This is a genomic window from Rathayibacter sp. AY1D1, assembly GCF_002932635.1.
Classification (GTDB): domain Bacteria; phylum Actinomycetota; class Actinomycetes; order Actinomycetales; family Microbacteriaceae; genus Rathayibacter.
The window spans coordinates 115,387-138,151 of record NZ_PSVY01000007.1; the positions used below are offsets into that span (position 1 = coordinate 115,387).

Below are 22,765 nucleotides of genomic sequence, written 5' to 3' on the forward strand. Positions count from 1 at the left end.
GACCGGTTGTGCGCTGCGGCGCCCCGGCAGGAGGAACGCAATGACCAAGCTCAGGCTGGCCATCGTCGGCGCGGGTCCCGCGGGCATCTACGCCGCCGACCTCATGATCAAGGCCGAGAAGAAGTACGACGTCTCGATCGATCTGTTCGAGCACCTGCCCGCGCCCTACGGCCTGGTCCGCTACGGCGTCGCGCCCGATCACCCCCGCATCAAGGGGATCATCACCGCGCTGCGGGAGGTGCTCGACCGGGGCGACATCCGCATCTTCGGCAACGTGCACTTCGGGACCGACATCACGCTCGAGGATCTCAAGCGGCACTACCACGCCGTGATCTTCGCGACCGGCGCCGTCCGCGACGCTCCGCTCGACGTCCCGGGTGTCGAGCTCCAGGGCTCCTACGGTGCGGCCGACTTCGTCAGCTGGTTCGACGGCCACCCCGACGTGTCGCGCACCTGGCCGCTGGAGGCGTCCTCCGTCGCCGTCATCGGCAACGGCAACGTGGCGCTCGACGTCTCGCGGATGCTGGCGAAGCACGCCGAGGACCTCCTGCCCACCGAGGTCCCGCCGAACGTCTACGAGGGGCTGAAGGCGTCTCCTGTCACCGACGTGCACGTCTTCGGGCGCCGCGGTCCCGCTCAGGTGAAGTTCACGCCGCTGGAGCTGCGCGAGCTGGGCGAGCTGCGCGACGTCGACATGATCGTCGCCGACGAGGACTTCGACCTCGATCCCGCTTCGGAGGCCGCCATCGCGACCAACAAGCAGGTCATGGTCATCAACCGGGTGCTCAACCAGTGGCGCACCCGCGAGGTCGGGAGCGCCTCGCGTCGTCTCCACCTGCACTTCTGGGCGAAGCCGCTCGAGTTCGTGGACGACGGATCCGGTCGGGTCGGCGCGATCCGGTACGAGCGCACCGAGCCGGACGGCGAGGGCGGAGTGCGCGGCACGGGTGAGATCCGCGAGGTCCCGGTCCAGGCCGTGTACCGCGCGGTCGGCTACTTCGGCTCGCCGCTCGACGGCCTCCCGTTCGACGAGATGCGCGGCGTGATCCCGAACCGCGAGGGCCAGGTCCTGGACGACGAGGACCAGCAGGTCCACGGCGTGTACGCGACCGGCTGGATCAAGCGCGGACCGGTGGGCCTCATCGGGCACACCAAGTCCGACGCCATGGAGACCGTCGCGCACGTGCTCAACGACCAGGCGTCCTGGTGGACGCCCGAGCACCCCGAGGAGGCGGCCGTGGTCGCCCTGCTCGAGGAGCGGGAGATCGCCTACACGGATCTCGACGGCTGGCACCGGCTGGACGAGCACGAGATGGCGCTCGGCGAGCCCGAGGGCCGTGCGCGCGTGAAGGTCGTTCCTCGCGAGGACATGATCGCGATCTCGCGGGCGGAGCCGGTCGCGCTCTGACGCGTGCTCTCCGAACGGCCCTCCGGTGCACTCCGGGGGGCCGTTCGTCGTTCCGGCGCGGACGCCGCGCACCTCCTCTAGGATTCGGGCACCGCTCTGGACGGAGACAGCATGACCACGGCCTCGCCCCACGACGTCATCCGGGTGCGCGGTGCGCGCCAGAACAACCTCCGGGGGATCGACGTCGACATCCCGAAGCGGAGGATCACCGTGTTCACCGGGGTCTCGGGCTCCGGCAAGTCGTCGCTCGTCTTCGGCACCATCGCGGCCGAGTCCCAGCGCCTCATCAACGAGACCTACTCCGCCTTCGTGCAGCAGTTCATGGGGTCGCCGGCCCGCCCGGACGTGGAGTCGCTCGACGGACTGTCGGCCACGATCGTCGTCGACCAGGAGCGGATGGGGTCGAACGGCCGGTCCACGGTCGGCACGGCGACCGACGCGTACACGATGCTGCGGATCCTCTTCAGCCGGATCGGCGATCCGCACGCGGGCACGAGCGGTGCGTTCTCCTTCAACCTGCCGGAGGGGATGTGCCCGCGGTGCGAGGGGACGGGCCGGGTGTCGAGCATCGACCTCGACGCGCTGATCGACCGCTCGAAGTCGCTCGAGGGCGGCGCTCTCGACGCGATCCCCAACTTCGTCGTCGGCGGCTGGTACTGGAAGGGCCTCGCCGAGTCGGGCCTCTATCCGGCCGATGTGCCGATCGCCGACTTCACGCCCGAGCAGATGGACGCGTTCCTCCACCGTCCGGCCACGAAGATGGCCATCGCCGGGATGACGATGACCTACGAGGGCCTCCTGGTGAAGGTCACCCGCCTCTACCTGGCGAAGGAGGCGGCGCAGCCGCACATCCGCGCCTTCGCCGAGCGGGTGGCCACCTTCGCCGCCTGTCCCGAGTGCGGAGGCGGCCGGCTCACCCGGGCGGCGCTGGAGTCGCGCATCGGGGGCCGGAACATCGCCGAGTGCGCCGCGCTGCAGGCGACCGACCTCGCCGCGTGGCTCCGCGGGCTGCAGGCGCCGTCCGTCGCTCCGATCGTCGAGACCCTCCTCGGGACGCTCGACGCCCTCGTCCAGGTCGGGCTGGGCTACCTGTCGCTCGATCGGGAGTCGGGCACCCTCTCGGGCGGTGAGGCGCAGCGGGTCAAGATGGTGCGGCATCTGGGGTCCAGCCTCACGGACGTCACGTACGTCTTCGACGAGCCGACGGCGGGTCTGCATCCGCACGACGTCTCGCGGATGATCGAGCTGCTGCGCCGCCTGCGGGACAAGGGCAACACCGTCCTGGTGGTCGAGCACAAGCCGGAGATCATCGAGATCGCCGATCACGTGGTCGACCTCGGTCCGAGGGCCGGTGCGCACGGCGGCGAGCTGCGGTTCGAGGGGACGGTGGCGCAGCTGCGCACGTCCGACACCCTGACGGGCCGTCATCTCGGTCACCGCGTCCCGCTGAAGGAGGCCGTGCGCCGTCCGACCGGGGCGGTGGAGATCCGCGGGGCCTCCACGCACAACCTCCGCGGCGTCGACGTGGACGTCCCGCTGGGCGTGCTGACCGTCGTCACCGGGGTCGCAGGGTCGGGGAAGTCGTCGCTCCTGCACGGCTCGCTCACGGGTCGGCCCGGCGTGGTGGTGGCCGACCAGTCGCCGATCCGCGGCTCGCGGCGCAGCAATCCGGCGACCTACACCGGGGTCCTCGACGCGATCCGGGCGGCCTTCGCGAAGGCGAACGGTGTGAGACCGGCGCTCTTCAGCGCGAACTCGGCAGGCGCCTGCCCCGTCTGCAAGGGGGCCGGGATGATCTTCACCGAGCTGGGCCCCGCCGCGACGGTCTCGTCGGTCTGCGAGGAGTGCGACGGCAAGCGGTTCACCGCTGAGGTGCTCGAGTACCGCCTCCGCGGGAGGAACATCCACGAGGTGCTCTCGATGCCGATCGTCGACGCCGCGGAGTTCTTCGCGAGCGGACCGGCGCACACGGTGCTCGCCCGTCTCGTCGACGTCGGTCTCGGCTACCTCACGCTCGGACAGCCGTTGAACACGCTGTCCGGGGGCGAGCGCCAGCGCCTCAAGCTCGCGATCAACATGGCCTCGTCCGGATCCGTCTACCTGCTCGACGAGCCGACCACGGGCCTGCACCTCGCGGACGTCGACACGCTGCTCGGACTGCTCGACCGGCTGGTCGACTCCGGGAACTCGGTCGTGGTGATCGAGCACCACCGCGCCCTGATGGCGCACGCGGACTGGATCATCGACGTGGGGCCCGGAGCCGGGCACGACGGAGGGACGATCGTCTTCGAGGGGACTCCGGTCGGGCTCGCGGCGGCGGACACGCTGACCGGACGCGCCCTCGCCGAGTACGCGCGCTGACGCGTCCGCAGCCGCGACGCTCGCGCGTCAGCGCGAGAACGGGCCGGACAGGGCCGCCCACTGCAGGAGCATGATCGTCTTCGCGTCGACGATCTGCACGCCGATCTGGGTCAGCGCCTCGTCGAACGAGAGCTCGAGGACCTCGATGTCCTCGCCCTCGTCGGCGAGTCCCGCGAATGCTCCGCTGCGGGTGCCCGCGCGGTAGCGCCCGGCGTAGAAGTGCAGCTTCTCGGTGACCGAGCCGGGGCTCATGAACGCGTCGAACACGTGCTCGAGTCGGCCGACCTCGAGTCCGGTCTCCTCGGACGCCTCGCGGCGGGCGCCCTCCTCGGGCCCGTCCTCGTCCAGGAGACCGGCGGGCACTTCGAGGAGCATCCCGTCGAGGTCGCCGTTCACGTACGCGGGGTAGCGGAACTGCCGGATCAGGACGACGGTGCGCGTGTCGGCGTCGTAGAGCAGGACCGCCGCGCCGTTCCCCCGGTCGTACGTCTCGCGCTGCTCGCTCGTCCAGCTGCCGTCGCGGTGCCGGTAGTCGAAGCGGGTGGTGCGGAGGACGTACCAGTCGCTCGAGAGAAGGGTGACCTCCTTCACGACGACGTCGGGGTTCCCGACGAGGTCGAGGCCCTCCCGGTCGAGTCCGGTGCGGCCCCGCCGGTCGGGCTCGTCGATGCCGGCGGTCACGCGCGTGCTCCCGTGTGCGTCATTCCTCAGCGGAAGTTGACGAACTGGAGGTCGAGCTCGAGGTCGGCTCCGCGCAGGAGCGCCATGGTCGCCTGGAGGTCGTCGCGGCTCTTCGAGGAGACGCGGAGCTCGTCGCCCTGGATCTGCGACTTGACCGACTTCGGCGCCTCGTCGCGGATGAGCTTGTTGATCTTCTTCGCGTGCTCCTGGTCGATGCCCTCCTTGAGGGTGGCCTCGATCCGGTACTCCTTGCCGGACGCGAAGGGCTCGCCCGCGTCGAGGCTCTTGAGGCTGATGCCGCGCTTGATCAGCTTCGACTGGAAGACGTCGAGGATGGCGTTCGCCCGCTCCTCGGTGTTGGCCTTGATCAGGATCTTCTCGCCGCTCCAGGCGATCGAGGCGCCGACGTTCTTGAAGTCGTAGCGCTGCTCGACCTCCTTGTGGGCCTGGTTCAGGGCGTTGTCCGCCTCCATCTTGTCGATCTTGCTGACGACGTCGAACGTTGAATCTGCCATGGCTCCGAGTTTAGCTTTCAGGCGTGGCGGAGCCCGGCCCCAGGCGCGGCTGGTACCTCTGAGGGGTGCGCCGCCTCCCCGTTCTCGTCCTCGTCCCGCTCGCCGGCCTCCTCCTGGCCGGCTGCGGCCAGCGGCCGCCCGCGCTGACGGTCGAGGAGGGCCTGTCCACCGTCCCTCCCGCGGCGACCGCTCCCGTCGCGGCCGACCCCGTCGTGCTGGAGGATCCCGAGCAGGCCGCGGCGACGCCGGTGCGACTGCTCGCCGACGAGGCGTGGCTGGGCTCGGCGTCCGAGGGGAGCGGCATCCCGCTGCGTGCGCTCACCGCCTACGCGGGCACGGCCCTCCTCACGGCGTCGGTCGACCCCGACTGCCGGTTGGACTGGGCGACCCTGGCCGGCATCGGCTACGTCGAGAGCAGGCACGGCACGATCGACGGCGGCGAGCTGGGCGAGGACGGGCGGCCGACGGAGCCGATCTACGGTCCGCGCCTGGACGGAACGCGCTTCGACCGGGTCCCCGACAACGACGGCGGGGCTTTGGACGGCGACGCCGAGGTCGACCGGGCGATGGGTCCGCTGCAGATCATCCCCGCGACGTGGATGGCGTGGGCGTCGAGCGGATGGGATCCGCAGAACGTGGACCAGCAGGCGGTGACCGCCGCCCGGTACCTCTGCGACGCCGGCGGCGACCTCTCGACGGAGTCGGGATGGCGGGCGGCGATCGCGGCCTACAACCCGGCCGGGAGCTACGCGGGGAAGGTCGCGGAGGCGGCGTCCCGCTACGCGGCGGAGGCGGACTGAGGCCGCGCGGCACCGATTTCCGATCCGCCGGTCGCGTGGGTATCCTTGCTGAGCGCCTCCGGTTGTGAACACGCGGTCGGGTGCGCCACGGCGAGTTACCCTAGCGGCCAAAGGGATCTGACTGTAAATCAGACGGCGTAGCCTTCGGGGGTTCGAATCCCTCACTCGCCACCGAGCAGGAACATCCAGCAGACGCCCCGGCATCACGAGATGCGCGGGGCGTTCCGCATGTCGGGGGATCGCCCTTTCGGCGGAGTGCCTTTCCGGGGGAGCACCGGTCCGGCGGATCGCCGGGCCCGGCGTCTTCGTCCCGTCGCACCCCGCACGCCGTCGGCCCGGCCTCCGCGGTCGCCCGGCCCGCGCTGTCGGCCCGGCCCGCGCCGTCGCCTCAGCCCCGCGCCTCCTGCTCCAGGAACCCTGCGAGGGAGAGCGGCGGCCGTCCGGTCAGCCGCTCGACGTCGGACGAGACGTGCTCCAGCTGTCCGGCGGCGATCGCGGAGTAGGTGCTGACCCAGGCGTCCAGCTGCCAGTCCGGTGCGTTCCAGCGGCGGCGTGACGCGTACGCCTCCTCGAGGGTCTCGTCGACGTACACGGCGGGGCGGCCCGCCGCCGTCAGGGTCGCCGCGACCTCGTCGAGGGTGAGGGCCTCGGGCCCGGTCAGCTCGTAGGCGGCTCCGCGGTGCTCGGAGGGGGAGCGGAGGACCGCGGCGGCGGCGCGGGCCACGTCCTCGCGCGCGACGACGGCGGCACGGCCCGATCCCGCGGGTCCGCGGATCGCGCCGTCGTCGCCGAGCATCGCGGGCAGGAAGTCGAGGTAGAGGTTGTCGCGGAGGAACGTCCAGCCCATGCCCGAGCGGCGGATCGCGTCCTCGGTGGCCGCGTGGTCTCGGGCGAGGGTGAAGACCGCGTCGGGTGCGGCTCCGGCGAAGGAGGTGTAGACGACGTGCTCGACACCCGCGGCGGCGGCTGCACCGACGAACGCGAGGTGCTCGGCGCGGCGCTCCTCGTTCTCGGAGGCGGAGACCATCAGGAGGAGGCGCACGCCCTCGAGCGAGTCGCCCGCGTCGGCGAAGGAGGAGCGCACCACCTCGGCCCCGGGGAGCTCGGGCGCGCGGGACGGGTCGCGGACCAGCAGGCGGAGGGCGTGACCGGCGTCGGCGAGCTCGCGCGCGACGCGACCGCCCACGGCTCCGGTGGCTCCCGTGAGGGCGATAGGGGTGCTCATCCCCCCATGATGGGCCCGATCCCTAGGCTGGGGCCATGAGCGACAACGCCCCCCTCCTCGCCATCGCCCGCTCGATCGCCGTCGAGGCGGCGCACCTCGCCCGCCAGCGGCGGCAGGACGGTGTCGAGATCGCCGCGTCGAAGTCGTCCCCGGAGGACGTGGTGACGGCCGCGGACCGGGAGGTCGAGGAGCTGATCCGCAGGCGCCTGGCCGAGGCGCGTCCGGACGACGGCTTCCTCGGCGAGGAGTCGGGGTCGGGGGGCGGCACGAGCGGGCTGACCTGGGTCGTCGATCCGATCGACGGGACCGTCAACTACCTCTACGGCATCCCCTCCTACGCGGTCAGCATCGCTGTGGTGGAGGGGGAGCCGGATCCCGCGACCTGGACCGCGCTCGCCGGCGCGGTCGTGAACGGAGCGACGGGCGAGGTGACCACGGCCAGCCGAGGCGGGGGAGCCGAGCGGGACGGAGTCGCGCTGCAGGTCTCGGCTCCCTCCTCCCTCTCGCTCGCGCTGGTCGGCACCGGCTTCGGCTACGACGCGGGCCGCCGGATGCGTCAGGGCGCCGTGGTGCAGGAGCTCCTGGGCTCGGTCCGCGACATCCGCCGCATCGGCTCGGCGGCGCTCGACCTGTGCTCGGTGGCCACCGGGCAGCTGAACGCGTACTACGAGCGGGGCTTGAACCCGTGGGACCTCGCTGCGGGCGCCCTCATCGCCGAGGAGGCGGGTGCGCGGGTCGCGGGACTCGACGGTGCATCCTTCGGCTCCGGGCTGCTCATCGCGGCACCGGATCCTCTCTTCGCCGAGCTGGAGGATCTGCTGCGCCGCCTGCGCGCGGACGAGGTGTAACCGCTCTCCCAGGCGGAGCCGACACGGATTCCGTGCGCCGAGAGGCGGACCGGCGCAGGATCCCGCCGGGGCTCGCCGCGCGTCGTGCCCCGATCGCGCCTGTGCGCGGCGGCCTCTGGCCGGATCCCGCCGGCCGTGGTTATCCTTTATGAATTCGTGATGTTCGCACAGGCTGCGCTCACGGAGCCGAGCGGTGCCTCTCCCTGGAGGCCCGCTCGTCCCCTGCCCCCGACGGAAGACATCGATTTCGTGAGCCCCGATTCGCCCGCCCCCGCTGCCCCTGCATCGACCCCCGGCGAATCGACTCCACCCCTCTCCCGTCGCGAGCTCCGCGAGCGCGAGCGCGCTCTGGCCCTCGCCTCCGACGTCTCGCTGGCGAGCGGCTCCGACGACCTCCTCGCGGCTCCCACGGCGGAGCAGCTGCGCGAGGCGGAGCGCCGCGTCGCCTCGGTCCGCAGCGCCCCGGCGCCCGTCCCCGCTCCGCGCGCGACGCCGCTCCGGCCCGTGCGCCGGGCCCGGGTCGGCGGACTCGTCGCCCTCTCCTTCGTCGCGGCCATCGTGGCGGCGACCTCTCTGCCGGCCACATCGCTCCTGACCGCGGAGGACGTGCAGGCGCAGAGCCTCTCGACCCCCTTCGGCGCCGACGCCCGCCGCGGCGCGCAGTCGTTCGTCGCCGGCGAGGTCAGCGCCGAGACGGTCGCCCGCGACGGGTTCGGCGTGCAGGAGCGCAAGACGCAGACCAACGTCGCCGACATCGTCCGCACCTCCGACACCGGCTTCACGAACGACCCGAACGCGTCCATCCAGTGGCCCTTCGCCGTCGGCGTGCCGGTGGGCGACCGCTTCGGCTACCGCAACTGCGCGGGCTGCTCGGTGAACCACGGCGGCACCGACTTCAACCCGGGCGACGGCTCGCCCATCCAGGCGATCGCCGACGGCGTCGTGCGCACGGTCATCGACGGCGAGGGCTCGCTCGGCGTGCACGTGATCGTCGACCACGAGATCGACGGGCAGCTCGTCTCGAGCGTGTACGCGCACATGCAGCACGGCTCGGCGGCCGTCTCCGAGGGCGACCCGGTGAAGGTCGGTCAGCTCCTCGGCCTGGTGGGCACGACCGGCATGTCGACCGGCCCGCACCTGCACTTCGAGATCCGCCTCGACGGCGTGACGAAGGTCGACTCCTACCTCTGGCTCAAGGCCAACGCCGGGCGCTGACCCGGCGGCGGGACGCGGGAGCCGCCGGGCGGACCCCGCGGCCCGCTACTCCGCGTGCAGCCAGACCGTGGTGTCGGCGGGCAGCGCCGGCTCGTGCAGCTCCTCCGAGGACAGCACCACGGAGCCGACGGGCAGCTCGACCGGAGCCTCGCCGAGGTTCGCGATCACCGTGACGGCTCCGTTGCGGAACGCCACGACGTCCTCCGGGTAGCCCTCGAGCCATTCGACGGCGCCGGAGCCCAGGTCCTCGGTGCGGCGCACCGCGAGCAGGGACCGGTACAGCTCGAGCGTCGAGCCCGCGACACCGCGCTGGCGGTCGCGCGCGAGCGGCGCCCAGTCGCCGGGCTGCGGCAGCCAGGAGTCGCCGGAGCCGCTGAAGCCGTACGCGGGCGCGTCCGCCTCCCACGGGATCGGCACCCGGCAGCCGTCGCGGCCGTAGCGCTCGCCGCCGGTGCGGAACCAGGTCGGGTCCTGACGCGCCGAGTCCGGCAGGTCGATCGCCTCGGGGAGCCCGAGCTCCTCGCCCTGGTAGACGTAGGCGGAGCCGGGGAGCGCGAGCATGAGGGCGGTCGCGGCACGAGCGCGGCGCAGCCCCAGGACGGGGTCGGGGAGTCCGGGCGTGCGCGGGCCGATGCCGTAGCCCTGCGGGTTGTCGGACGTCAGGGCCAGGCGGCTCGCGTGGCGCACGACGTCGTGGTTCGACAGCACCCACGTCGACGGGGCGCCGACGGCGGCGAAGGCCTCGACGGAGGAGTCGATGATGTCGCGGAGGGCGGGTGCGCTCCACGGGGTCTCGAGGTAGGCGAAGTTGAAGGCCTGGTGCATCTCGTCGGGGCGGACCCAGCGGGCGAGCTTGGAGAGCGGCTGCACCCACGCCTCGGCGCAGAGCACGCGGTCGTCCGGGTACTCGGCGAGCAGGGAGTGCCAGTCGCGGTAGATCTCGTGGACGCCGTCCTGCGCCCAGTAGGGGGCGGTGGCGGGCTCCTCGCCGTCGGCGGGAGCGACTCCGCCCATCGACCCGCTGTCGGCGGGCGGCGTGTAGTCAGGCAGCCCCTCGGCCTTGATCATCCCGTGCGCCACGTCGACGCGGAAGCCGTCGACGCCGCGGTCGAGCCAGAATCGGAGGACCTCCCGGAAGCGCTCGCGCACCCACTCGTTCGTCCAGTCGAAGTCGGGCTGCGAGGTGTCGAAGAGGTGCAGGTACCACTGGCCGGCCGAGCCGTCGGGCTCCATGACGCGGGTCCACGCGGGGCCGCCGAAGACCGATTCCCAGTTGTTCGGGGGCAGCTCGCCCGACTCGCCCCGGCCGTCGCGGAACAGGTAGCGCGCCCGCTCGGCGCTGCCCGCGGGAGCGGCGAGCGCCTCCTGGAACCAGCGGTGGGCGCTGGAGGAGTGGTTGGGGACGAGGTCGACGATGATGCGGATGCCCAGGGCGTGAGCGCGGGCGAGCATCGCGTCGAAGTCGGCGAGGGTGCCGAAGAGCGGATCGACGTCGCAGTAGTCGGCGACGTCGTAGCCCGCGTCCTTCTGCGGCGAGGTCATGAAGGGCGAGAGCCAGATCGCGTCGACGCCGAGCTCGGCGAGGCTCTCGAGGCGCGAGGCGATGCCGGGCAGGTCGCCGATGCCGTCGCCGTCCGCGTCCGCGAAGGAGCGCGGGTAGATCTGGTAGATGACGGCGGTGCGCCACCACTCGGCTCCCCGGCGGTGCTCGGCCTCGGAGTCGGGGCCGGGGGAGTTCTCGGGCGCGCCGGAGGTAGCGGAGTCCAGGGTCATGGGGTCGAGTTTATCGGGCGCCCCGGGGGCGCCGGGGGCACGCCCTCCGCCGTCCCGTACAGTCGACGGGTGATCGATGAGACACCGGACGAGGCCCGAGCCCGACGCCGACGGGCGCTGCTGTGGGTGGTGCCGCTGCTGGTGCTGCTGGTCGGCGGCCTGGTCGCCGTCACCCTCGCGATCGGCGGATTCGCGCTGCGCAGCATGACCGGCGCCTCCGCCGTGCAGCTCGTCCTCGTCGCCTAGGCGGTCGCGGCCGGGCCGTCCTCGTCCTCGGGCGGGGGCGCGGAGGAGGTGCGCGCCCGCTCCTCGGACCCGTGCGCGGTCTCGGGCCCGGTCGCGCGGGACTGCTCGTCGGCGCGGGTGACCGCCTCCGCGAGCTCGTCGGCGACGAGGTACCCGGGAGAGACGGCCTCGGCCCGGTAGGCCGCCCGGCCGACCATGTGCGCCGAGACGGGCACGGTCAGCAGCTGGAAGCCGATCACCAGCACGATGGTCCCTGCGGCGGCGAAGCCGGGGTTCCGGATGGCGACCGCGAGCATCACGCAGATCAGTCCGAGCACCTGCGGCTTCGTGCCCGCGTGCATCCGGGAGAGCAGGTCGTCGAACCGCATCAAGCCGATCGCGGCCAGCAGCGAGAGCAGGGCGCCGACCAGCAGCAGCACAGCGGTGAGCACGTCGAAGAACAGGTCCATGTCAGTCCTCCTCGCGGTTGGCCATGAACTTGGCGACGCTGATCGATCCGAAGACGGCGAACAGCGCGAGCCCGAGCGCGACGGGCAGGGTCCGCGCGTGGTGGTTGACCGCCATCTCGGCGCCGATCCCGCAGATGATCGTCGCGACGAGCACGTCGGCCGCGACGACCCGGTCGAGCACGGACGGACCGCGGAGGATCCGCACGAGTGCGAGCAGGCAGGCGGCGCCGAAGACCGGCACCAGGATCCAGATCAGCCAGTCGATCACCGGACCACCCCCGATCCGGCCTCGATCGGCCGGTTCACCCGCTGCACGTCCTCGCGGGAGCCGATGGCCCGGACGATGCGCGCTTCCGTCCGGAGGACCGTCCGGCGCACCTCGTCGATCCGCTCGCCCTCGTCGTGGGTCACGCCGAGCACGTGCAGGTAGAGGACGTTCAGCTGCGGGTCCACGTCGATCACCAGGGAGCCGGGGACGAGCGAGACGGCCTCCGTCGTCCAGACGAGCATCCCCTCGGAGCGGCTGCGCAGGTGCACGGCGACGATGGCGTTGTGCACCGGGACCGGCAGGGTCAGGATCTGCCAGGACACCCGCACCGAGGCCACCGCGATGTCGGCCAGCAGGCGCAGGAGGAAGAGGAGCACGAACCACGGGTTGATGCGGTTCGAGAACTCGACCGGCGGCAGGTAGAACACCCGGGTGATCAGCAGGGCGACCAGGAAGCCGGTGACGATCGACAGCACCGAGACGTCGTCCCAGAGCAGCACCCAGATCCCGACGAGGGTCACGAACATCGCGACGCGGTTCCAGATGTCGACGCGGCGGCGGGGGCTCATCGCGGCCCCTCCTCTCCGAAGGACGAGTCGCGGTAGACGGTCGCTATGTAGGTCGCGGGGTCGGCGACCGCGCTCGCCGCTCGCTCGCTCGCGTCGTAGAGGGGACCGGCGCCGACGGTCAGCACGACGCCGACGACGACCATCCCCGCGGTGGCGAGCACCATCATCGGCGGCGAGTGGCGGGTGCGGATGCTGCCCGTGTCGTGGGGGTCCTCCTGCAGCTGGTCGATCAGGGGCGACTCGTAGCCGGGCACCTCCTCCTGCCGGCGCCAGAAGACCATGTTCCAGACGCGCGCGACGGCGTAGAGGGTCAGGAGCGAGGTGACGGCTCCGGCGGCGATGACGGCCCAGATCAGCCACGACGGCTGGTCGACGGCCGCCTCCGTGCCGGCGACGAAGAGCCCCACCTTGCCGAGGAAGCCGGTGAACGGCGGGATCCCGCCGAGGTTCATCGCGGGGATGAAGTAGAGCAGCGCCAGCAGCGGCGAGGCCTTGAGCAGCCCGCCGAGGCGCAGGATCGAGGTGGTGCCGCCGACGCGCTCGATCAGGCCGGTCGCGAGGAAGAGCGTCGTCTGCACCGTGATGTGGTGGATGACGTAGAAGATCGTCGCCGCGTAGCCGGCCGGGGTGCCCACGGCGATCCCGAAGACCATGTAGCCGATGTGCGAGACCAGCGTGAAGGACAGCATCCGCTTGATGTCGGCCTGCGCGACGGCGCCGAGGATGCCGACGATCAGCGTCAGCAGCGCCACCACCAGCAGCACCTCGCTCAGCCTCCCGCCGGGGAAGAGCAGGGTCTCGGTGCGGATCAGCGCGTACACGCCGACCTTGGTGAGGAGTCCGGCGAAGACGGCGGTGACCGGCGCCGGAGCCGTGGGGTACGAGTCCGGGAGCCAGAACGACAGGGGGAACACGGCCGCCTTGATCCCGAAGCCGAGCAGCAGCACCACGTGGAGCACCAGCTGCACGTCGGCGGGGAGCTCGGCGATGCGGATCGAGAGCTGCGCCATGTTGACCGTGCCGGTGGCGCCGTAGAGCAGGCCGATGGCCGAGAGGAAGAACACGCTCGAGACCAGGCTGACGACCACGTAGGTCGTGCCGGCGCGGATCCGCGGCGCGGTGCCGCCCAGGGTGATCAGCACGTAGCTCGCGGCCAGCAGGATCTCGAAGCCGACGTAGAGGTTGAAGAGGTCGCCCGCGACGAAGGCGTTGAGGATGCCCGCCGAGAGGATCAGGTAGGTCGGGTGGAAGATCGTGACCGGCGTCTCGCGGTTGCCGTCGACGAGGCCCTGGCCGACCGAGAACAGCAGGACGCCCAGCAGGGTGATCGAGGTGATCACGAGCATCAGCGCGGCGAGCGGATCGACGACCAGCACGATGCCCCACGGCGGCTCCCAGCCGCCCACGTAGACGGCGCTGCCGCCTCCGTCGCCGGTGAGGACCAGCACGAGCATCACCGAGGAGATCACCAGAACGCTCGAGAGCGTCACGATGTTCACGGTGATCTGCGCGCGCCGGTGGCGTCCGAGGATCAGCGCGACGGCCGCTCCCAGGAGGGGGAGGGTGACGACGAGCGGGATCAGGGCGTTCATCGGTCCTCCTTCCTGTCGTCGGTCATGGCGCTCTCCCCGTGCTTGGCGGCGGTGCCCTCGTCGCTGGACTCGAGCAGGACGTCGAGCGCCCGGTCGTCGGCGGTGGTCTGGGCCGAGATGCCCGCCGCGTCCTCGCGGACGGAGGCGTCGGTCTCGTCGTCCTCCACCTGGTCGGCGTTGGCGAGGCGCCAGCGCCGGTAGATCATCGCGAGGAGGAAGGCGGACACCCCGAAGGTGATCACGATCGCGGTGAGGATCAGCGCCTGCGGCAGCGGGTCGGCCATCTCGGCGGCGATCTGCTCGTAGGAGCGCCCGTCGTCGGTGACGAACGGCGCGATGCCCGAGCGGCCGGCCATCAGCAGGATGAGGATGTTGGTCGCGTTCCCGACGAGCAGGAACCCGATCAGGATTCGGGTGAGGCTGCGCTCGAGCATCTGGTAGACGCCCGCCGCGTACATCACCGCCATCACGACGACGAGGACGAGGGTGATGCTCATGCGCCGTCCCCCCTGCCCGGTCCGCCGACGACCGTGGAGCCGGTGGGGAGCGAGGTCTCGAGCCCGTCGACCGTGCCCTGGCCGGGGCCGGGGGTGCTGTCGGTCGAGTGCGTGACGCCGTCGCCCGAGGGGGAGCCCTGCTCGGCCTCCTCGCCGTGGCGGTCGACCTCGCCGCCGAGGCTGCGGAGGATGTCGAGGGCGAGGCCGATCACGATCAGGTACACCCCGATGTCGAAGAGGGTGGACGTGCCCAGGTGGAGCTCGCCCAGCACCGGCACCTCGAGGTCGAGCCAGCTCGATTCGAGGACCTCGAGGCCGAAGGCGAGGGAGGAGACGGCGGTGCCGACGGCGAAGAAGAGGCCGAGTCCGAGGACCTTGCCCGCGTCGATCGGCGCGGCCTCGCCGAGCTCGAAGCGGCCGCCGGCGAGGTAGCGCGCGACGAGGGCGAGACCGGCGAGCAGGCCGCCCGCGAAGCCTCCGCCCGGGGTGTTGTGTCCGGTGAAGAGCAGGTAGACCGACACGATCATCGCGGGGTGGAAGAGCAGGCGCACCAGCACCTCGAGCACGATCGAGCGGTTCTCCGGCCGGAGCGTGCGCCCGGCGACGAGCCAGGAGCCCCGGTCGCCGTCGCGCTCGGCGTCGGCGGAGGAGGTGGTCAGGTCCATCGCGCGCTCGCGGCGGTCGTTGGCGCTCTGCGACTCGAGGCGGGGAGCGCCTCCGGCCCGGCTGGAGAGGAAGATCAGGCTCGCGACGCCGGTGGCGACCACGACGAGGACCGAGATCTCGCCCATCGTGTCCCAAGCGCGGATGTCGACGAGCAGGACGTTGACGATGTTGCGGCCCTTGCCCTCCTCGTAGGCGAGGCGGGGCAGCTCGGCCGAGATCGGCGTCGCGGTCCGGGCGCCGAGGGCGATGGTGGCGGCGAGGGCCATGACCGCTCCGACCGCGATGCCGATGACGGCGCGCAGGCGCTTGCGCATCGGCTGGTGCTTCGCGGCGATGCGGGTCGGGAGGCGGCGCAGCACCAGGACGAAGACCACGAGGGTCACCGTCTCGATCAGCGCCTGGGTGAGGGCGAGGTCCGGTGCGCCCTGCAGGGCGAAGAGGGCCACCATCCCGTAGCCGGTGGCGCCTGCCAGCAGCACGGCGGCGACGCGGTTGCGGGCGATCGCGCACAGCACCGCCGCGAGGATCATCACGGCCGCGACCGCGAGCTGGCCCGGGCTGTCCCAGAAGACGAGATCGCCCGGCCAGGTGCGGTTGAGGGCGGCCGCACCGCCGACGCCGAGGACGAAGACCGCGAAGATCACCGTCAGGTAGCGGGGGAGCGAGCCGCGCTGGACGGACTCGGTGACCGTGCTGGCGACTCGGTCGAGCCAGCGGACGGTGGCCCAGTAGCCCTCGGCCGAGTCGATCCGGTTGGGCAGCATCGACTGGGCGCGCGCGACGGCGACGCGCTTGGCGAAGAGCAGGAGTCCGACGGCGATCACGAGGGCGCTGAGTGCCAGCGCGGGCTCGAAGCCGTGCCAGAGCGCGAGGTGGTAGCCGCCGTGGTCGGAGGCCTCCGCGGCGGCGGCGAGCTCCGGGTCGGCGTCCGGGGCGGCGTAGGGGAGGGTGTCCGCGTAGACGGCGACGAGCGGGTCGAGCACGGAGGCGGCGATCCCGCCGATCATGCTGGCGGCGGCCAGCAGCACCGGGGCGGCGGTGAAGGTCCACGGCTCGGCGTGCAGGTGCGTGTCCTCGAGCCCCTTCTTCCGGGCGAAGGCGCCCCAGAAGAAGCGCGCGGAGTAGGCCACGGTGAGGATCGAGCCGAGGACGAGGCCGACCAGCGCGACCCAGGCCCAGAACGAGCCCTGCTCGATCGCCGAGATCAGGCTCGTGAACACGGCCTCCTTGGCGACGAAGCCCAGCAGCGGCGGGATGCCCGCCATCGACAGCACGCCGACGAGGGCGGCGCCCGCGAGCACCGGCGCCTGCCGTCCCAGGCCGCTGAGCTTGCGGAGGTCGCGCGTGCCGGCGCGGTGGTCGACGATGCCGACGGTGAGGAAGAGCAGCGCCTTGAAGAGGGCGTGGGCGACGAGCAGGGTCAGTCCGGCCAGCGCGGCGTCGCGCGAGCCGAAGCCGACGGCGACGGTCAGGAAGCCGAGCTGGCTGACGGTGCCGTAGGCCAGCACGAGCTTGAGGTCGTACTGCCGGAGCGAGCGCCAGCCGCCGACGAGCATGGTCCAGACTCCGACGCTCACCACCACGGGCAGCCAGACGGAGTCGTCGGCGAAGCCCGGCGCGAGGCGCGCGACGAGGTAGATGCCCGCCTTCACCATCGCGGCGGCGTGCAGGTAGGCGCTGACCGGCGTGGGAGCGGCCATCGCGGCCGGCAGCCAGAAGTGGAACGGCACCAGGGCGGACTTCGAGAACGCGCCGAGCAGCACCAGCACCAGCGCCGTCGACACGATCGGGCCGGAGGGGGCGGCGGCGACGATCCCGGAGAGGCTGGTGGTACCGGCCTGCACGATCAGGACGATGATCCCGACCAGCATCGCCAGCCCGCCGAGAGTCGTGACCAGGAGCGCCTGGAGACCGGCACCCCGGCTCTCCTTGCGCCCGCTGTAGTGGCCGATGAGGAGGTAGGAGAGGACGCTCGTCGCCTCCCAGAAGACGAAGAGGATGATCACGTCGTCGGCCGTGACCAGCCCGTACATCACTCCGGCGAACGCGGACAGGAGCGCTGCGAACCGGCCCAGCGAGGGCTCGTCGCGGCTGAAGTACGTCGCGCAGTAGGCGAGGACCAGGGCGCCGACTCCGCTGACCACGAGGGCGAGGACGATCGAGAGCGCGTCCAGGCGGAAGGAGAGGGCGATGTCGAGCGCGGGGATCCACGGCACGGACTCGCGGATCTCGCCGCCGTCGAGGATCGTCGGCAGGGCGGTCGCGGTGGCGACGAAGCTCGCGGCCGGGATCAGCGCCAGCGCGTAGAACGTCTTCGGCCCGAACCGGTCCACCAGCCAGGGGGTCACCACGGCGATCGCGAACGAGATCACGAGGATGAGGAGCATCACATGTTCCTCCCAAGGTGTACCCAGCGCATAAGTCGGTCAAGAATATCGGAGCGCCCTCCCGCGGAACCTGAGTGCGGAGAGGCTTGACGGCCCCGTCGTGATCCGCCAGGGCCCTACCGTGGGGAGCATGGCCCGCTCGCTCCTCCCCGACCAGCTCTGCCGACTCCGCGTCCACGACCTCGCGACGGGGGAGTCGACGACCGTCTTCGAGTCCGACTCCGTCCTCGTGGAGGCGCCGAACTGGACTCCGGACGGCTCCGCCCTGATCGTGAACGGCGACGGCGGCCTCTTCCGACTGCCGCTCGAGGGGACGCCCGTGCTCGAGCCGATCCCGCTCGACGGGGTGCCGGCCGAGCTCAACAACGACCACGTGCTCGCCCCGTCCGGCGGGCTCGCCTACGTCTCGGCGCGCGACGGGCACCTGTACGCGGTCGAGCTCGACGGCTCCGCCCCCGCCCGCCGCCTGACCGCCGAGCGCGAGGGCGCGCGCTTCAAGCACTACCTGCACGGCGTCTCGCCCGACGGCGCGACCCTCGCGCTGATCGGCGGCGGCGACGCCTCCGGGCGGTGGCGGACCGACGTGTACACGATGCCGGCCGGAGGAGGCGCGCTCACCGCCCTGACCGACGACGAGCCGGCGGACGACGGCGTCGACGTCTCGGCCGACGGCCGCACCCTCGTCTTCAACTCCGAGCGGGCCGGAGGAGGTGCGCAGCTGTTCCGGATCGGCCTCGACGGCTCCGCGCTCTCCCGCCTGGTCGAGTCGGACACGGTCGACTGGTTCCCGCACGAGTCGCCCGACGGCGCGCACCTGCTCTACCTCGCCTATCCGGAGGGGACGGCCGGGCACCCCGAGAACGTCGACGTCGAGCTGCGGCTGCTCGACCTCCCCGGGCGCTCGACGCTCGAGCCCGGCCGCGTGCTGGAGCGCCTCCACGGCGGGCAGGGGACGATCAACGTCTCCGGCTGGGCGCCGGACTCGACGCGCTTCGCCTACGCCGACTACCCGCGGCGCTGAGAGCCTGAGTCCTTGCCGCGCATGCGCGGGAGGGGGATCGATCACGGCGGGGAGCGGGTCTTGAATCGGGGGATGACCATCGACAGCGCAGCATCCTCCTCCGTCACCCGCTCGCCGCTCGGCGACTCCGGCATCGACGTCTTCCCGCTCTCGCTCGGCGGCAACGTCTTCGGCTGGACCGCGGGGCGGCAGACCTCCTTCGACGTCCTCGACGGCTACACGGCCGCGGGCGGCGACTTCATCGACACCGCCGACGCCTACTCCGCCTGGGTCCCGGGCAACACGGGCGGCGAGTCCGAGACGATCATCGGCGAGTGGCTCGCGCAGCGCTCGGGGGACCGGGACGACGTGGTGATCGCGACGAAGGCGGGCCGCCACCCGCAGTTCACCGGCCTCGCGCCCGACACCGTGCGCGCGGCCGCCCGCGCCTCCCTCGAGCGGCTCGCGACCGACCGGATCGACCTCTACTACGCTCACTTCGACGACGAGGCCGTGCCGATGGCCGACATCGCCGCCGTGTTCTCCGAGCTCGTGGACCAGGGCCTCGTTCGCGCGATCGGAGTGTCGAACTTCAGCGCCGAGCGCGTCGCGGAGTGGCTGCGCATCGCGGGCGAGGAGGGCCTGCACGCGCCCGTCGCGCTGCAGCCGCACTACAACCTCGTGGAGCGCGGGATCGAGGCCGACCTGCTGCCCCTCGCCCGCGAGGCGGGGCTGGCCGTCGTCCCCTACTCCGCCCTGGCGTCAGGATTCCTGACCGGCAAGTACCGCGACGGATCGACGCCCGAGGGTCCGCGCGCCGACGGCGCCTCCCGCTACCTCGACGGCCGCGGCCGCCGGGTGCTGGCGGCGCTCGACGCGGCGGCGGAGGCGCACGGCGCCGAGGTGGCGACGGTGGCCCTCGCGTGGCTCCGCTCGCAGCCCGGAGTGGTCGCGCCGATCGCCAGCGCCCGCGTGATGGAGCAGCTGCCGGCGCTGATCGCCTCGGCCTCCCTCGAGCTGAGCGCCGAGGAGCTCGCCGCGCTCGACGAGGCGAGCCGGGCGTAGCCGCAGACGGGCGGCCGCGGGGGCGCGTCCCCCGCGGTCATCGACGCTCCGCGGAGGTGCTATCGTCTAACGGTGCCAAATCGCGGGCACGCCCCGAGAGGGGCTGTCAGACCCGCAGGTGCGCCCCCTTAGCTCATTGGTAGAGCACTTCCTTGGTAAGGAAGAGGTAGTGGGTCCGATTCCCACAGGGGGCTCCGTTCCCCGCAGGCCAGACCTGCGAAGAACGCGCGGCGGGGTAGCTCAGGTGGTTAGAGCACACGGCTCATAATCGTGGTGTCGCGGGTTCAAGTCCCGCTCCCGCTACAGCGAGAAGGCCCCGGTTCGCGCGTCGAGCCGGGGCCTTCGGCTTTCCCGGGCGAGGTCCTGCCCGTGGGAGAGGTCTCAGACCGCGCAGCCCGCGAAGAGCACGTCGTCCGAGGAGACCAGGTCCTCCAGGGTCAGCAGGCGGTCGAGGTCGTGGCCGGCGGCCAGGGCGTTGGCGCGCTCCGGTGCGGTCTGGGGGGCGAGGCGCCCCTCCATGACCCCGCCGAGGGCGCGGACGGCGCAGGCGGCGACCACTCCCTCCGGGGTGCCGCCGATGCCGAGGACGAGGTCGACGCGGCCCGCGGGATCGGCCGCCTCGATCGCGACCGACACGTCGCCCTCGCCGCGCAGCTCGAGCGCGACCCCGGCCGCGCGCAGAGCCTTGATGAGCCCGGAGTGACGCGGCTTGTCGAGCACGACGACGACCAGCTCCGCGACGGGCTTCCCGAGCGCCGCCGCCAGCCGTGCGGCGTTCTCGGCGGGAGGGAGGTCGAGCGAGACGGCGCCCCGGCCCGCTCCCGAGCAGACCAGCTTGTCCATGTAGAAGACGTCGCGCGGGTCGAACAGCGTGCCTCGCGGGGCCAGCGCGATCACGCTCACCGAGCCGGGGAGCCCCTCCGCCGTGAGCCGGGTCCCGTCGAGCGGATCGACCGCCACGTCGCAGGAGGGTGCGGAGGCGCGGCCGAGGCGCTCGCCGTTCGCGAGCATCGGGGCCTCGTCCTTCTCGCCCTCGCCGATCACGACGATGCCGTCGAACGGAGCGTCGGCCAGCACGGCGCGCATCGCCGCGACCGACGCCTCGTCCGCCGCGATCTTGTCGCCGCGCCCGTACCAGCCGCGCGCCGCCTCGGCCGCCGCGCGCACGGCGGAGGCCACCGCCTCCTGCAGCTCGGCCGGGTAGGCGGGCGACGCGATCAGCCGCAGGCCGCTCATGCGCGCGCGGGCTGAGCGGTCGCGGTGCGGACCAGCCGCTCCAGGGTGCGCAGGCCGTCGGAGGAGAGCACCGACTCCAGGTGCCCCTGCACCGACGCGACGTGCTCGCCGCGCAGGGCGTTGACCACTCCCGTCTCCGGATCGACCGACACCTCGAGCCCCAGCCGGGGCGTGCGCGCGACGCCGGGGGCGACGGAGGAGAAGGTGTTGTAGAAGCCGATCGCGGCGTCCTCGCCGAACACGTCCACCGCCAGGCGCACGCCCTGGCGGGGCGCGGGCAGCGGCTCGACCGGGAGGCCAGCCAGCAGCGACAGCATCTGGTGGCTGAGGCAGACGGCGAGCATCGGCCGCTCCGCCTCGAGGCGCGTGGTCATCAGCGAGCGCAGGTGCGCGATCCGCGGGTCGGAGTCGTCGCGGGGGTCGCCCGGGCCGGGGCCGAAGACGACGAGGTCGTCGCTCAGCACGTCGGCGACCTCCGACCAGCGCTCGACCCGGGCGTCCATCCCGAGGTGGCGCAGCTGGTGGGCGAGCATCGTCGTGAACTGGTCCTCGTTGTCGACGATCAGCGCGGTGTGCCCGGCGAGGCCGGCGATGTGCTCGGGCGCCTGGGGCCGGAGCCAGAACGAGGCGAGCCGCTCGTTGCGCGCCTCGAGCGCCTCCTGCACGCCCGGCTGCGCGTTCAGGTCGATGGCCGGCGGCACCTCGCGGTGCGGCAGCAGGCCGAGGGCGGAGAGGACGCCCGACGCCTTCGCCCGCGTCTCGGCGACCTCGCCCTCGGGGGTGGAGTGGCGCACGAGCGTCGCGCCGGCCGGCACGGTGAGGCGGCCGTCCGCGCGGAGGTAGGCGGTGCGGATGAGGATGGGGGCGTCGACCGTGTAGCCGTGCTCCTCCGGCTCGAAGAGGGCGAGCACGCCGGAGTAGTAGCCGCGCGGCTCCTTCTCGTACTCGGCGATCACGGCGCACGCGTTCTCCATCGGCGAGCCGGTGACCGTGGGCGCGAACATCGTCAGCCGCAGGACCTCGCGCACGTCGAGTCCGGTGCGGCCCTCGAGCAGGTACTCGGTGTGGCTGAGCCGCGACATCTGCTTGAGGAACGGCCCGAGGATGCGGCCGCCGTCCGGGCAGACCGCGCTCATCATCTTCATCTCCTCGTCCACGACCATGAAGAGCTCCTCGCTCTCCTTCACGTCGGCGAGGAACGCGAGCACCTCCTCCCCGGTGGGTCCGGCCGCGGGGTGGCGGAAGGTGCCGCTGATCGGGTTCATCATCGCGACGCCGTCCCGCACCGAGACGTGGCGCTCGGGGGTCGCGCCGACGGCGGTGACCGTCTGCGCGCCGTCGACGCCGGGGGTGTGGATCGCGAAGGTCCAGTACGCGCCGGACTCGTCGGTGAGCAGGCGGCGGAACCAGGCCAGGACCGCCTCGACGGGCGGCGCGTCGGTCTGCGCGACGAAGGCGCGGTTGATGACGAAGTTGGCGCCCTCGCCGCGGCCGATCTCGTCCTCGATCACCCGGCGGACGATGTCGGCGTACTCGTCGTCCGGCACGTCGAAGCCGCGCTCCTCGACCGGGATCTCCCGCTCGGGCAGGAGCCGCAGCACCTCGGCCAGGGGGACGCTCTCGCGCTCGCGCACCACGAGGTTGCGCAGCGGGGCTCCGTCGTCCTTCGCCGCGAAGCCGCGCTCGCGCACCTGCCGGTAGGGCACGAGGGTCAGCACGTCGTCGCCGTCGAGCGGGATGTCGGCCAGGCCCTCGACGTCGAGCACGTCGCCCGTGAACACGTCGACGGCGTCGCGGCCCTGGCGGAGGACCACCGCGAACGGCAGCGTCCCGTCGGAGGCGAGGATGCGGGAGAGGAGCGAGGTCATCGTGGTCCTTGTATCGGGTCGTGCCCCACCCGGGCCCTGACATGCAGAACGACCGCCCGGAGGAGGCGGTCGCGTGCGAGGGGTCTGCGCGTCGGT

Annotated in this window: 20 protein-coding genes and 3 tRNA genes; 11 read left to right on the top strand and 12 right to left on the bottom strand. The window is 72.4% G+C overall.

The features are described 5' to 3' along the window. The first annotated feature begins 40 nt into the window (after positions 1–40). The gene (locus C5C56_RS07365) at positions 41–1,408 is read left to right on the top strand and encodes an FAD-dependent oxidoreductase (RefSeq protein ID WP_104257164.1); all 1,368 of its coding nucleotides are present in this window, start codon (positions 41–43) and stop codon (positions 1,406–1,408) included. 111 nt (positions 1,409–1,519) lie between these two features. After that, positions 1,520–3,769, top strand: a complete 2,250-nt coding sequence (locus C5C56_RS07370) for an excinuclease ABC subunit UvrA (protein ID WP_104319310.1) — start codon at positions 1,520–1,522, stop codon at positions 3,767–3,769. Positions 3,770–3,796: 27 nt separating this feature from the next. Here the strand turns inward: C5C56_RS07370 and C5C56_RS07375 are convergent, their stop codons facing one another. Continuing rightward, entirely contained in the window at positions 3,797–4,450 is a 654-nt protein-coding gene (locus C5C56_RS07375) for an NUDIX domain-containing protein (protein ID WP_104319311.1), read from the bottom strand. 26 nt (positions 4,451–4,476) lie between these two features. Beyond that, positions 4,477–4,965 (bottom strand): YajQ family cyclic di-GMP-binding protein, encoded by a 489-nt coding sequence (locus tag C5C56_RS07380; protein ID WP_104223606.1) that lies wholly within the window; start codon positions 4,963–4,965, stop codon positions 4,477–4,479. A gap of 65 nt (positions 4,966–5,030) precedes the next feature. Between C5C56_RS07380 and C5C56_RS07385 the strand changes: the two genes are divergently transcribed. Next, a complete protein-coding gene (locus C5C56_RS07385; protein WP_104319312.1) occupies positions 5,031–5,765 on the top strand; it encodes a hypothetical protein in 735 nt (244 codons plus the stop codon). Positions 5,766–5,854: 89 nt separating this feature from the next. Then, positions 5,855–5,936, top strand: a tRNA-Tyr gene (locus C5C56_RS07390). A 217-nt stretch (positions 5,937–6,153) separates the two neighbouring features. On the opposite strand, the gene C5C56_RS07395 is transcribed toward C5C56_RS07390, so the two are convergent. Continuing rightward, a complete protein-coding gene (locus C5C56_RS07395; protein WP_104268584.1) occupies positions 6,154–6,990 on the bottom strand; it encodes an NAD(P)H-binding protein in 837 nt (278 codons plus the stop codon). 35 nt (positions 6,991–7,025) lie between these two features. On the opposite strand from C5C56_RS07395, the gene C5C56_RS07400 reads away from it, so the two are divergent. Beyond that, the gene (locus C5C56_RS07400) at positions 7,026–7,838 is read left to right on the top strand and encodes an inositol monophosphatase family protein (RefSeq protein ID WP_104260456.1); all 813 of its coding nucleotides are present in this window, start codon (positions 7,026–7,028) and stop codon (positions 7,836–7,838) included. A 249-nt stretch (positions 7,839–8,087) separates the two neighbouring features. Then, positions 8,088–9,053, top strand: coding sequence for a M23 family metallopeptidase (locus C5C56_RS07405; RefSeq protein WP_104266745.1), 966 nt, complete (start codon positions 8,088–8,090; stop codon positions 9,051–9,053). Between the two features lie 45 nt (positions 9,054–9,098). On the opposite strand, the gene C5C56_RS07410 is transcribed toward C5C56_RS07405, so the two are convergent. Beyond that, positions 9,099–10,826, bottom strand: coding sequence for a glycoside hydrolase family 13 protein (locus C5C56_RS07410; RefSeq protein WP_104319313.1), 1,728 nt, complete (start codon positions 10,824–10,826; stop codon positions 9,099–9,101). Positions 10,827–10,895: 69 nt separating this feature from the next. On the opposite strand from C5C56_RS07410, the gene C5C56_RS17785 reads away from it, so the two are divergent. Continuing rightward, positions 10,896–11,072, top strand: coding sequence for a hypothetical protein (locus C5C56_RS17785; RefSeq protein ID WP_159939698.1), 177 nt, complete (start codon positions 10,896–10,898; stop codon positions 11,070–11,072). On the opposite strand, the gene mnhG is transcribed toward C5C56_RS17785, so the two are convergent. Genes mnhG through C5C56_RS07440 form a run of 6 tightly spaced genes read right to left on the bottom strand, consistent with a single transcriptional unit; the run spans position 11,069 to position 17,500 of the window. Beyond that, positions 11,069–11,521, bottom strand: a complete 453-nt coding sequence (gene mnhG / locus C5C56_RS07415) for a monovalent cation/H(+) antiporter subunit G (protein ID WP_104319314.1) — start codon at positions 11,519–11,521, stop codon at positions 11,069–11,071. The two genes, C5C56_RS17785 and mnhG, sit on opposite strands and share 4 nt — an antisense overlap. A 1-nt stretch (position 11,522) precedes the next feature. Then, positions 11,523–11,789 carry a monovalent cation/H+ antiporter complex subunit F gene (locus C5C56_RS07420; protein ID WP_308470711.1) on the bottom strand — a complete coding sequence of 89 codons (267 nt, stop codon included), beginning with the start codon at positions 11,787–11,789 and terminating at the stop codon, positions 11,523–11,525. After that, entirely contained in the window at positions 11,786–12,358 is a 573-nt protein-coding gene (locus tag C5C56_RS07425) for a Na+/H+ antiporter subunit E (protein ID WP_104234245.1), read from the bottom strand. The genes C5C56_RS07420 and C5C56_RS07425 overlap by 4 nt, the downstream gene beginning before the upstream one ends. Further along, on the bottom strand, positions 12,355–13,950 hold the full coding sequence (locus C5C56_RS07430; RefSeq protein WP_104319315.1) for a Na+/H+ antiporter subunit D: 1,596 nt from the start codon (positions 13,948–13,950) through the stop codon (positions 12,355–12,357). The genes C5C56_RS07425 and C5C56_RS07430 overlap by 4 nt, the downstream gene beginning before the upstream one ends. Then, on the bottom strand, positions 13,947–14,447 hold the full coding sequence (locus C5C56_RS07435; RefSeq protein ID WP_104223614.1) for a Na(+)/H(+) antiporter subunit C: 501 nt from the start codon (positions 14,445–14,447) through the stop codon (positions 13,947–13,949). Before C5C56_RS07435 ends, C5C56_RS07430 begins: the two co-directional genes overlap by 4 nt. Further along, entirely contained in the window at positions 14,444–17,500 is a 3,057-nt protein-coding gene (locus tag C5C56_RS07440) for a Na+/H+ antiporter subunit A (RefSeq protein ID WP_104319316.1), read from the bottom strand. Before C5C56_RS07440 ends, C5C56_RS07435 begins: the two co-directional genes overlap by 4 nt. Before the next feature lie 130 nt (positions 17,501–17,630). Between C5C56_RS07440 and C5C56_RS07445 the strand changes: the two genes are divergently transcribed. The 4 genes from C5C56_RS07445 to C5C56_RS07460 all read left to right on the top strand — a co-directional run bounded on the left by C5C56_RS07445 (position 17,631) and on the right by C5C56_RS07460 (position 19,868). After that, entirely contained in the window at positions 17,631–18,521 is an 891-nt protein-coding gene (locus tag C5C56_RS07445; RefSeq protein WP_104319317.1) for a PD40 domain-containing protein, read from the top strand. A 72-nt stretch (positions 18,522–18,593) separates the two neighbouring features. Beyond that, positions 18,594–19,565 carry an aldo/keto reductase gene (locus tag C5C56_RS07450; protein ID WP_104238294.1) on the top strand — a complete coding sequence of 324 codons (972 nt, stop codon included), beginning with the start codon at positions 18,594–18,596 and terminating at the stop codon, positions 19,563–19,565. A gap of 122 nt (positions 19,566–19,687) precedes the next feature. After that, a tRNA-Thr gene (locus C5C56_RS07455) sits at positions 19,688–19,759 on the top strand. A 35-nt stretch (positions 19,760–19,794) separates the two neighbouring features. After that, positions 19,795–19,868, top strand: a tRNA-Met gene (locus C5C56_RS07460). A 78-nt stretch (positions 19,869–19,946) separates the two neighbouring features. On the opposite strand, the gene C5C56_RS07465 is transcribed toward C5C56_RS07460, so the two are convergent. Beyond that, positions 19,947–20,801 carry a fructose-bisphosphatase class II family protein gene (locus C5C56_RS07465; protein ID WP_104319318.1) on the bottom strand — a complete coding sequence of 285 codons (855 nt, stop codon included), beginning with the start codon at positions 20,799–20,801 and terminating at the stop codon, positions 19,947–19,949. Next, positions 20,798–22,669 (bottom strand): anthranilate synthase family protein, encoded by a 1,872-nt coding sequence (locus C5C56_RS07470; protein WP_104254835.1) that lies wholly within the window; start codon positions 22,667–22,669, stop codon positions 20,798–20,800. The genes C5C56_RS07465 and C5C56_RS07470 overlap by 4 nt, the downstream gene beginning before the upstream one ends. Positions 22,670–22,765 lie beyond the last annotated feature (96 nt).